Source organism: Flavobacterium sp. (genome assembly GCF_027483985.1).
In the GTDB taxonomy this organism is placed as follows: domain Bacteria; phylum Bacteroidota; class Bacteroidia; order Flavobacteriales; family Flavobacteriaceae; genus Flavobacterium.
On sequence record NZ_JAIXTJ010000020.1, the window covers coordinates 257,661 to 269,841 of the forward strand.

Here is a 12,181-nt window from a genome sequence, read left to right on the forward strand (position 1 = left end):
TTTTTAATAAATACTGACATAATTTCTATTTTTTCTGTAAAAGAAAGATTTTAGCAACAATGTGCTTTGACAAAATTTACGAAAGGTAAAATTTACTTCACGAAATGTAAATTGGTGGAGTAAAACAAAAGAAAACCAAAACCAGTCAATACGTTACTGGAGAAGAAGATTAATCAGAAAAGCATTTATTGCTGATGATGAAAATTACAACTTTTTATCTGCCGATTATTCCCAAAAAGAGGTTTTCCGTTTTTAAAACAAAGAATTGTAAGTTATTTCTAATCTAAAATATTCCTTAACTAACTTTTTAAATAAAATTTTCCGCAACGTCTAAATTATCGTTAAGTTTAGGATATCTCATTGAAAGAAATTAAAACTTTTTTTGAATCAAGATAAAGCATCCAAATTTGCAACAATAAGAATCATAAATCTCTCGTCTAGGCAAACCTTCAGAAAAAAAATTTATAAACAAGAGGATTGTCCCTCAATAAATTATAAAATTAAAAATAATAAAAATTTCAATAATTTTCTTTATTGTATTCTAAAAAAAAGCTGCAAATACATTACTATTTGCAGCCTTAAAATAAACTAGTTTTTTTTAAAATCCTAAGCCAACAGCCATTGCTGAAACACTTGGAGAAAAGCTCACTACACTTGTTGCAGCTCCAGTTGTTAGATTAATTTTATAGATACCTTGCACACCATTTACAGTTAAAATTGAAAATGCTTGATTACTATTGCCACCAATATCAAATCCATTCATTGCAGAAGCATTTACACCTAAACTTCCTACTAAAACTAGGGTTCCATTATTTGGTGGGTTTTGTAAATATAAACTACTATTATTAGTATCAATAACAAAAAGTTGCGTAGCTGTTGATTGAGCAAAATTGTTTGTATATGCTGCAGCTGTTACAGAAGGTGTTCCTGGATTTAAGTTACCATCAGTTGCTACAACAGTTCCTAAATCTGGATGTAAACGTAAATTTTGTCCTGTGTTGCTAACTAAACGTATTCTATCAACCGTTGGATTAAAATCAAATCCAAAATCTGTACCAGCAAGCGCCGGAGTTAATCCAGAACCGATAGCAGTAACTTGACCATTAGCTGTGTTTATTGTTAATAATCTGCTTTGATTAGTCACGGCATACAAAGCACCATTTGCTGGTCTGAAATCTAAACCTACAATTTGTTCGTTAGCATTCATTCCTGTTAAGGCAATTGAATTAGAAGAACCTAAAATTGGATGAATTCTGTACAACATATTTGATGTTGATGTTGCATAAGCAATTGGTTTCGACTTAAATGCAACTTCTACAATTTGTTGAGAAAAAGTTCCAATCCAAGTAGCTTTTCCATTCATCAAACTGATTGTGTACAATTTAGATACATTAGTCTTATTATTTACTGCCATTGCATAGTTAGAATCTGGTAAAATATCTAATCCTCCAGCACCTTCAAAATCTACCTCTAAAGCACCTACTTCCTGTAATGCTCCATCGTTTGGCGGATTTTGAATATACAATTTATCAGTTGCATAATCGATATCGTATAGCATTGTTGAAGTAGTTCCAGCAAAACTATTAGTATAACCTATAGCTTCAATTCTTGCATTAGCCACACCATTAATGTTTCCATCAGTAGCCACAACAGTACCTAACTCTGGGTGTAATCTTAAATTTTGACCATTATTAGAAACTAAACGAATTCTATCAACTGTTGGATTAAAATCAATTGAGCTTGAAGTTCCTGCAATTAATGGAGAAAAAGGTGTAGCGCCAAGTGGCGTTGCTAAACCTGAAGTTTCATTAATGATATACAAACGACTTGATGAACCTAAACCGTATAATTGTCCGGTTGCTGGTCGGTAATCAATACTAATGATGTTTTCTCCAGATTGTAATCCAGTAATAGTCAAATTACGAGTTGGAGAACTTAAATTTCTTGCACTAAAATAAAAAATTTTGTTATCATTACTCAATGCTGTAAAATCCACAAGTGGCGCTACTTCAGGCATTGGTGTTGGCTCAGGCTGTGGCATTGGCGTAGTATCATCATCTGAACAAGCCACAAAAATTGATAATAAACTCAGTAATAAAACTGATTTAATAGGTAATAAAATTTGTCTCATAATTAAATTGTTTTCATTTATATACGAAAAATATGATATTATGGATTTAATTCCTGCCAATTTTTTTCTGTATAAACCAAAAACACATATATTTTTATAACTTTGAAAAATTATAGAACACCTTTATTATGTCACAAAAACGCCTTTACCTTCTCGACGCATACGCACTAATCTTTCGAGGTTATTTTGCCTTTATAAAAAACCCAAGAATTAATTCTAAAGGAATGGATACTTCGGCCATTATGGGATTTATGAATGCCTTAATGGACGTAATCAAACGTGAAAAACCCGATCATTTAGCCGTAGCTTTTGACAAAGGTGGAAGTACCTATCGTTATGAAATGTACCAAGAATACAAAGCACATCGTGACGAAACTCCGGAAGCAATCAAAATTGCCGTTCCATATATTCAAGAATTGTTGAAAGCGATGCACATTCCGATTATTGAAGTGGCAGGATTTGAAGCTGATGATTTAATTGGAACTTTGGCAAAACAAGCCGAAAAAGAGAATTATCAAGTTTATATGGTTACGCCAGATAAGGATTTTGCACAATTGGTTTCCGAAAATATTTTTATGTATAAACCTGCGCGAATGGGAAATGACATTGAAATTTGGGGAATTCCAGAAGTATTAGAAAAATTTGAAATCGAACGACCAGAACAAGTGATAGATTTCTTAGGAATGATGGGCGATGCAGCCGATAATATTCCGGGATTACCTGGCGTTGGTGAAAAAACGGCAAAGAAATTCTTGAAAGAATATGGTTCAATGGAAAATCTTTTAGCAAACACGCATCAACTAAAAGGTGCAATTAAAGATAAAATTGAAGCCAATGCCGAATTGGGATTATTGTCTAAAAAACTAGCCACTATCCTACTCGATTGTCCTGTTGAATTTAATGCTGAAGATTTTGAACTTTCAAAACCTGATGTTGAAAAAACTGACGAGTTGTTCAACGAATTGGAATTCCGTCAAATGAAAGCGCAATTTGACAAACTTTACAACGACAATAGCGCTGACAACAGTAATGAAGAAGTCGCTCCCAAAAAAGCTCCAGCAAAAAAATCTAACGAAGATCAATTTGATTTGTTCGGATTTTCTGATGAAGAAAGTGATGATGCAAAACCAAATTCGTTCTATGCTACTTTAGAAACTACCAATCATAATTACACAATTATTCAGGGTGAATTAGGTATAAAGTTGTTTTTACAAAATTTACTCAATCAAACTTCAGTATGTTTTGACACCGAAACCACCGGAATTGATGCTTTGAATGCTGAGTTGGTTGGAATGTCATTTTCTTGGCAAAAAGGCGAAGCATTTTACATTCCGTTTCCAGAAAATCAAGATGAAGCACAAATATTGGTTGATAAATTCAAGCCGTTTTTTGCAAATGAAAACATCGAAAAAATTGGTCAGAATATAAAATATGATTTGAAAATTCTGTCTCATTACGGAGTTCAAATCAAAGGGAAATTATTTGATACAATGATTGCGCATTATTTGATAAATCCTGATATGCGTCACAATATGGATGTTTTAAGTGAAACTTATTTGAAATATTCACCAAAATCAATTGAAGATTTGATTGGTAAAAAAGGTAAAAATCAAAAATCAATGCGCGATATTGCTTTGGAAGAAATCAAAGAATACGCTGCCGAAGATGCTGATGTAACTTATCAATTGAAACAAAATTTCAGTCCGATTTTAGACAAAGCCGAAACCAAAAAGTTATTTGATGAAATCGAAATTCCGTTGATTCCAGTTTTGGCAGCGATGGAATTGGAAGGAATTAATTTAGATGTTCCGTTCTTGAAAGAAATGTCAGTTGAAATGGCAAAAGAAAGTTCTGAATTGGAACAAAAAATATACGAAACTGCTGGTGAGAAATTCAATTTGGCATCACCGAAACAATTGGGTGACGTTTTATTTGACAAAATGAAAATTGGAGGAGCAAAACAAAAGAAAACCAAAACTGGTCAATACGCAACTGGCGAGGAAGTTTTAAGTTATTTAGCCAACGACCATCAAATAGTAAAAGATATTTTGGAATGGCGTCAAATGGTGAAATTGCAAAGTACTTACATCGATGCCTTACCAAATCAAGTCGATAAAAAAACCGGTCGCGTGCACACCGATTATATGCAAACCGTTGCCGCAACTGGTCGTTTGAGTTCGAATAATCCTAACTTGCAGAATATTCCGATTCGCACTGAAAGAGGACGACTGATTAGAAAAGCATTTATTGCTCGTGATGAAAATTACACCTTATTATCTGCCGATTATTCGCAAATAGAACTTCGAATTATAGCAGCGCTTTCTGGAGAAGAAAATATGATTAAGGCGTTTCAAAATAATGAAGATATTCACCGAAGTACGGCTGCAAAGGTATTCAATGTGCCTTTAGAAGAAGTTACAAAAGAACAACGTAGCAATGCCAAAACGGTAAACTTCGGAATTATTTATGGTGTTTCTGCCTTCGGACTTTCCAATCAAACATCGCTTTCGCGTAAAGAAAGTGCCGAGTTGATTGATGCCTATTATGCAACTTATCCAAAACTGAAATCTTACATGTCAAATCAAGTTGATTTTGCTAGAGAAAACGGTTATGTTCAAACCATTTCAGGTAGAAGACGTTATTTAAAAGATATTAATTCGGCCAATATGATGGTAAAAAGTGGTGCCGAACGAAATGCTGTAAACGCTCCAATTCAAGGTTCAGCAGCTGATATCATCAAAATTGCGATGATAAATATTCATAAAAAGTTAAATGAAAAGAATCCCGACGGCTCGGGATGGAAATCAAAAATGTTACTTCAGGTGCATGACGAACTTGTTTTTGACGTGCACAACTCAGAATTAGAAAAAATCAAACCAATGATCAAACACGAAATGGAAAACGCTTTCAAAATGGATGTTCCGCTAGATGTTGAAATTGGTGTTGGTGAGAATTGGCTTGAGGCACATTAATTTTAGTATTCAGTTGACAGTAGCAGTTGGCAGTTGAGGAACTAGGAATATCGAAATAAATAGTTTTAAATGAAGAAAATAATTTTCTTACTCTTTTTTAGTTTATCAAATTTGATTTATAGTCAAGTGGATGAAAAAATTCTACTTGATAATTTTATTACTTCCGTAAATACTTGGAACGGTGAAGAACATATTTATGTTTTAATTAATTTTAAAGATTTAAATACTAATTTGATCAAAGAAATCTGCATAATAAAAAGTGAATTAAGAAATGCATTGGCTTGTGAATATAGTATTTCTAAAAATGAAGCGTACACAAAATTAGAAAATTATAAATCTCAAAATTTTGAGTTTAAGAATATTGATGCAATTACCATTTTAAACAGATATTATTACTCAGAAAATCAATTCAATGAATTTAAAAAAAATGTAAATATTGATAAAATTGTTAACGATATTGAAACTAAAAAAAATTGGTTTTTGGATTTGGATGACCTTAACTCTAAAGAAAACCTTTATGCTTCCTTACTTTCAAAAAAAGGTTATATCATAAATATTACTTTTCAATGTTTTGGTCAAAGTGGACTGTGGTGTTTAAGTTGTCTCGAAAACAAGTAATCTTTTAAATTTATCTATCTTTGTCGAAATTTATTTGAATGTCAATACTTTCGCTTCCTGAAAAAACCATAAAAATCATAAAATCAATCACCAATAGTACCTATTTAGATTTTATTGGATTGTTTATCGTCATCACTGCTTCGATTGCATTAGGTTATCACAAAACCGAATATAAATTTACTTTCCAAAGCAAAAACTATGTTTTCTTTTTAGGATACGTTTCAATCATTAATACAGGATTATCAATGATTGGCAATCGATTGGTTACTAAAAAGAATAATTTTGGGAACATTCTTGCAACTTGCAACACCTTCTTGAGCGGTTCTATTGATTATTTACTTGGAAATGTTGGTGCGATTTTAACTTATCCAGTAACTTTTATTGGAAATTATTTGGTTTTTAAAGCTTGGAAAAAAAGTACCGTTTTGCGTTCAATCGACTTTATATTTTATCGCAATTTAGTTCTTGGGTTTGTATTCTCATTGGTTCTTAATTATATTGCTTTCAAATATCTTTCTGAAAAACCAATTGATTGGAGATTGTTTTTTGCCATCGCAATTCCAGCCGGAATTACCTTTGGTGCTACTTTCAACACCGCGAGAATGTATCCTGACAATTGGTTTATGTGGCAGTTTTACAACATTACCAAACTTATTCAAAACCTGTTGCAAATGAATATTGCGAATACTGCAAAATATGTTTTCTATTTATTCAATGCAATTATTGGCTACATCACTTGGAATGACGACAAGAAAAAAGAAGTAAATTAAATCATCCTTTTACAACATCTACTTGTGAAAATAATTCTTGATAGAAACCTGGTTTTTACTGCTTTTCAAAATCTATTAATCTTGACAATTTCTGGTATTTTAATAGAATTGGGATTACTTAATTCCACAAAAGCTAATGAGTTTGTTTTTATAAAAATTACACTCTTCTTTTTACTCCTATTTTTTATCCTATTTCTACTGACAAAAAAAGGACTATTTGTAGAAAAACATCAAATTTATAAAGGGATTTTTCTTTTTGACAAGCTACTATTTAAATCTCTAATTACTTCAGAAAGTGGTAAGATTACTCTAGTTCCTGGAAATTTATCAACTAATTACAACTACTCTTTTGATATAAAAGAATTTCATAATTGGGAACCCGATTTAAATCATTCCATCAAAATTTATACTTTATTTTTAGTAAACGATTCCGATTCAGCAAAAAGAAGAATAATTGCTGTTAGGAAGTTAAGTCAAGCCAAAGAGGCAATAGAATTTCTGACCAAAAACACTACTTTAAAGTTGGAATAGCATCCCAAAAATTAAACTATAATAAAAATCGATAAGTAGCTTTTATCAAGAAGATATTCTCAGGTTTTCTTCCTAATATTTGCGAATCTAAACTCGAGAATAAATCATCATTCGGATTTCCTAAACCAGTTGTTCCTTGTGACCAAACTAAGAAAATTTCAGAACCTGGAATATATTCCCATCGAACGACTAAATTTGATCTAAACTGAACGTATGCAAAATCAGGATTTCTAATACTATAATCTACTGAACCATTCCTATCTTCATCAACTGAATAAAGATCATTAGAAGCATCGAATGCTATTTGATTAGTATCAAAAATCGAAATTCTGTCACCAAAATACTTAGCAATCGGATTCGTTACTCGATTAAAATTAGTATACTTTCCGCGAGAAATATAAGGTTCTCCATAATATTGGATGGTCAAGTTTGGATTAATATTAAAATCCATTCTAATAGCAGCACTCAAGGTTCTTTGATCAATATTGGCCATAATGTATCGTGGCGTAGCGCCAAAATTAGTTTCGGTTACATATTGCGTTTTACTTTTATTGATAGTATAACCTGGATTTAAAGAAACGGTAAAAGCATTTATAGGTTGATAAGTCATTCCAGTAGTAAACTCGGTATATGAAAACGAATTGTCTTTTCCTTGAGACACCACAACTCCAGAATCAAAACGCAGTTTTTTTCGTGAATCTGTGGCAAAATTTAAAACATTTATAACTTCTTCAGAATATCTAAATCTTGGCCCGCCTTGCAAAATAGTATTCGTGAATATTTTAGGCTTGTGCGTAAATTGATAATAAATAGCCCAATTACTCTTAAAATTAGCATTAGAACTCACTGAATATTGTGTTCGATTGTGATTCCCATCAAAATCATACGATGTAAATTGTTCGAATCGGGCATTAATTCTTCTAAAATTACCAATTGGTTTTAAGGTTTGATAACTCAAAATACCAATTTGTCGCAAGTCATCGGCTTGTCTTAAAAAACCAACATCATTCAATTCTAATTCGGGTGAACGCCACGTAAAAATTCCGTAATAACGCCAATTTCCAACGCTATTTTTTCCTAATTCAAACTTTCCTCCAGTTCCTGTCAACGAAGTTCTGTTGGGATCAACTTCAACGTGATTCGCATCAACTCTTTGAAACAAATGCGTTAATTCTTGTTGCGTATTTGCAATAGCTTCTTTGCTGCCCATCACGTGACTTGTTACTACGTTTCCACTGAAATAATATTTTCTGTTTTTCCAATTGTGCATAAAATCAAATCCCGCTGTGTACGCTGATTTTCTTAAATAATTTAATTCATCACCTTGAAGATTTCTGTTGGTTGCAGTAAAAATTCCACCTACAAAACTGTTTCGATTATTAAAATCTTTCTGCGCACGAGTCACAATATAATTGGTAAGAGGTTCAACAAGCGCTTCTCTTTTATTGGTATTGTCATCGATTTTTGCAAATTCTCGATCGGTTAAACTTTCTAAAATTCCAATAGACCAACCGTTTTTAGTTTTTCCACTAAACTTTGCCGCACCAAGAATGGTACTATTATTTGGAACATCAACAAATTCTCCATTTGAAGTGTTTGGATAACCTTGAGGACTTCTTCCAATTCGTCTAGAGTAAAACAAATTATCTTGTCCATCAGCAAATTGGTAGTTGAAAATGTTTTTATTTTCAACAAAAAAAGGTCTTCGCTCTTGAAAAAATATTTGAAAACCATCTAGAGCAATCGCAGCTGGATCTGCATCAACTTGACCAAAATCAGGATTAATTGTCAAATCTAAAGTCAAGTCATTAGTGATTCCGATTTTAGCATCTAAACCTCCATTTATTTTGGAGTCAGCACCATCACGAAATGGATTTCCTGGTTCTTTTTCATAAGTTTCTAATTGTGAAACCACAAAAGGTTGAATTTCCAATTGCTTTTGCGGTTGAATATCTACCAAACCTCTTAATTCACCAAATTCGCTCACCCAACCTGGCGCATCACGCTTTACACGTTGCCAAACCGAACGTTCCTCGGCACGAAAATAACGTCGGGTTGATTGTAATCCCCAAATTTGCTCTTTATTATTTCCAAATTTCAACTGGCTAAAAGGTATTTTTACTTCGGCTGTCCAACCTTCGTCATCAACATTAGTTTTTACGTACCAAATTGGGTTCCAACTTCCATCCCAATTGTTTCCGTTTTCCGAAATAAATTCATCGCCTTTAACTCCTGATGCTGATATTGTAAAAGAGAAACCTGTTCGTTTATCGTTATAACTATCAATATTAATTTCAACCCAATCACCTTCAAATCCATCACGTCTTGATAACCGCTTCACGATTCCTTTCGGATCTTTGTCATAGCATTTAAAAGCAAAATACAAATAGTTCTTGTCATAAACGACTTTAAACTTTGTTTGCTCTGATGGTGGTGTATTTTCGTCAGGTTCATTTTCAATATAGTCGCTTGTCCAATCAACTATATCCCAACTTTTTTCATTGATTAAACCGTCAATGGTTGGAGCTTCGTTACCGTTTAAAGGTTTTGTAGTATAAACTTTCTTAGGAACAGTGTCCTTATCTTGGGCATAAGAACTACAAAAGAATAAAGTACCAACTAGGATTGGTAATAGTTTATGAAAGTGCATGATTGTTTGTTTTTTGATTGATGATTATATAAATAGACCTCCAACTTTAACAATTGTTACACTAATTTCAAACTTTAACAAATAGGCACAAAAAAACCATCAATAGTACACTGATGGTTTCTTTATATGATAAAAACTATTATAATTTTCTAGTTGAATCTCTCTGTCTCAATTCCGTTTTTACAATGGTAGTTTTGTGACTATAATTTTCATCTTTACTTTCTAACTTTTCAATTAGCATTTTGGTAGCTACTTCTCCAATTTCTGGTCCGTGTTGACTTACCGTTGATAAACTTGGCGTTAATCTTCTTGACCAAACACCATCGGCAAAACCAATAACTGAAAGTTCATTTGGAATATTCAATCCTTTTTTAATTCCCATTTTCATTGCCATTACTGATGCGTGTTCGTCTAGCGCAAAAACGGCATCTACTTTATTTTTATCAAAAAATCCATCAGCTTTAGCATCAAAATCATCGGCATCTTCTCCAAGAACAATTAGTTTATCATCTACCTTCAGTCCATTTGATTCTAATGCTTCATAAAAACCTTTAGCGCGCAATTTTCCAACACTCAAATTATCAATTGACGAGAACAACGCAATTTTCTTACAACCCGTTTTAATTAAATGTTCGGTAGCATTCACAGCCGAATCTAAATCATCAACAATCACTTTATCACAATTTACTTCGTCTGCAATTCTGTCAAACATTACAATTGGCGTGCCTTCATTGATAATCGATTTAAAATGACCAAATTGCTGCAATTTTTGAGCTTCTTCCGATATTGACAAAATAAAACCATCAATAGTACCATTGCTCAACATTTCAAGAGCACTAATCTCTTTTTCTATTGATTCGTTTGAAATACAGGTAATCACTTTATATCCTTTTTCATCGGCAACTTTTTCAATTCCAGTAAAAACCTTTGCAAAAAACTGATTCAAGATATTAGGAATAATTACACCAATAGTTTTGGTAGAACGATTTTTAAGGTTCAACCCAATAACATTTGGTTTATAATTTTTCAACTTCGCATATTCTTGTACCCGAATTTTTGTTGGTTCGCTTATTTCTGGACTATCGTTCAATGCCTTAGAAACTGTCGAAACAGAAACTCCAAGTTCTTTGGCAATTTGTTTTAAAGTGGCTTTTGATTTCATCTTTCCTATATATAAGGTGTAAATTTATGAAAATTATAAATAGAAGCGAATGGTTTGTGCATTTTTGTAATCCATTTGCCTGCTTTACGTTCCAATCTTGTCTAAAAAGACAAGGATTTCCACTTCAATCAGGGCTAATTAGGCATCAATTTCGAAACGATAAATCGTTATAATTCAAAATAATAATTAAAAATCAAAATCCTTTTTGCATATATAATAAATAATTGTACTTTTGCACTCCCTTAATTGGGAATGGAATGTTTAATTAAAATAATATTATGGACGCATTAAGCTACAAAACAGTTTCTGCCAACAAAGCCACAGCTGAAAAACAGTGGATTGTTGTAGACGCTGAAGGTCATAACTTAGGTCGTTTTGCTTCAAAAGTCGCGATGCTTTTAAGAGGTAAATACAAGCCAAGTTACTCACCACACGTTGACTGTGGAGATAACGTAATTGTTATCAACGCAGAGAAAATTAACCTTACAGGTAACAAGTTAGATGACAAAACGTACATCAGACACACAGGTTATCCTGGAGGACAAAGAAGTTTGACTGCTAAAGTTATGCAACAAAAAAACCCTGCATTATTAGTAGAAAAAGCTGTAAAAGGAATGTTACCTAAAAACAAATTAGGTGCGCAATTGTTCCGCAACTTAGATGTAAATGTTGGTACTGAGCACAAACATGGCGCTCAACAACCAAAAACCGTTAACCTTAACGACTTAAAGTAATGGGAGTTATTCACAAAATCGGTAGAAGAAAATGTGCTGTTGCACGTGTTTATGTTACTGAAGGTACAGGAAAAATCACTGTAAACAAAAAAGAATTTGCAACTTACTTCCCAACAGCTACTTTACAGTACAAAGTTTTACAACCAATGTCATTGACAGAAAATGTAAACAACTTTGACGTAAAAGTAAATGTTTATGGTGGTGGTTCAACAGGTCAAGCAGAAGCTGTGAGAATGGCTATTGCAAGAGCAATGTGTGAGGTAGAAGCTGAAAACAGAGCTATCCTTAAACCAGAAGGATTACTAACAAGAGATCCAAGAATGGTAGAACGTAAAAAATTCGGTCAGAAAAAAGCGAGAAAGAGATTCCAATTCTCGAAACGTTAATATTCTGGTTTCGCACCTCGTATCTGTCTCACTGAGCGCAGTCGAAGTGTTATTTTTACAATTAAAATTGAATTTAAAACAAAGTTGTCGATATTCCTTATTAAAAAGGGAATTAGTTTAGCATCTAAATTTTCAAGACATATCGAAAGTGACTACTTGAAAATTGCTAATCACGGAACGTAAACTATTACACAATGGCAAACAAAATTGACGTTAAAGAATTATTA

The 12,181-nt window shown here is 32.7% G+C and carries 9 protein-coding genes; 6 read left to right on the plus strand and 3 right to left on the minus strand.

From position 1 onward, the window contains the following. Window positions 1–598: 598 nt before the first annotated feature. Window positions 599–2,131, minus strand: a complete 1,533-nt coding sequence (locus Q0050_RS05045; RefSeq protein ID WP_298392935.1) for a DUF4394 domain-containing protein — start codon at window positions 2,129–2,131, stop codon at window positions 599–601. 125 nt (window positions 2,132–2,256) lie between these two features. Between Q0050_RS05045 and polA the strand changes: the two genes are divergently transcribed. The 4 genes from polA to Q0050_RS05065 all read left to right on the plus strand — a co-directional run bounded on the left by polA (window position 2,257) and on the right by Q0050_RS05065 (window position 7,022). After that, on the plus strand, window positions 2,257–5,103 hold the full coding sequence (polA, locus tag Q0050_RS05050) for a DNA polymerase I (protein ID WP_298392959.1): 2,847 nt from the start codon (window positions 2,257–2,259) through the stop codon (window positions 5,101–5,103). A gap of 69 nt (window positions 5,104–5,172) precedes the next feature. Next, complete coding sequence (locus Q0050_RS05055; RefSeq protein WP_298392937.1) at window positions 5,173–5,721, plus strand: hypothetical protein; 549 nt, start codon at window positions 5,173–5,175, stop codon at window positions 5,719–5,721. A 38-nt stretch (window positions 5,722–5,759) separates the two neighbouring features. Continuing rightward, window positions 5,760–6,491: a nicotinamide mononucleotide transporter family protein gene (locus Q0050_RS05060; protein ID WP_298392939.1), complete on the plus strand. Its 732-nt coding sequence runs from the start codon at window positions 5,760–5,762 to the stop codon at window positions 6,489–6,491. 24 nt (window positions 6,492–6,515) lie between these two features. Beyond that, window positions 6,516–7,022 (plus strand): hypothetical protein, encoded by a 507-nt coding sequence (locus tag Q0050_RS05065; protein WP_298392941.1) that lies wholly within the window; start codon window positions 6,516–6,518, stop codon window positions 7,020–7,022. 16 nt (window positions 7,023–7,038) lie between these two features. Here the strand turns inward: Q0050_RS05065 and Q0050_RS05070 are convergent, their stop codons facing one another. Continuing rightward, on the minus strand, window positions 7,039–9,672 hold the full coding sequence (locus Q0050_RS05070) for a DUF5916 domain-containing protein (RefSeq protein WP_298392943.1): 2,634 nt from the start codon (window positions 9,670–9,672) through the stop codon (window positions 7,039–7,041). A gap of 139 nt (window positions 9,673–9,811) precedes the next feature. Further along, the gene (locus Q0050_RS05075) at window positions 9,812–10,834 is read right to left on the minus strand and encodes a LacI family DNA-binding transcriptional regulator (RefSeq protein WP_298392945.1); all 1,023 of its coding nucleotides are present in this window, start codon (window positions 10,832–10,834) and stop codon (window positions 9,812–9,814) included. 278 nt (window positions 10,835–11,112) lie between these two features. On the opposite strand from Q0050_RS05075, the gene rplM reads away from it, so the two are divergent. After that, a complete protein-coding gene (gene rplM, locus Q0050_RS05080) occupies window positions 11,113–11,568 on the plus strand; it encodes a 50S ribosomal protein L13 (protein ID WP_298307779.1) in 456 nt (151 codons plus the stop codon). Continuing rightward, complete coding sequence (rpsI, locus tag Q0050_RS05085) at window positions 11,568–11,954, plus strand: 30S ribosomal protein S9 (RefSeq protein WP_298392947.1); 387 nt, start codon at window positions 11,568–11,570, stop codon at window positions 11,952–11,954. Before rplM ends, rpsI begins: the two co-directional genes overlap by 1 nt. Window positions 11,955–12,181 lie beyond the last annotated feature (227 nt).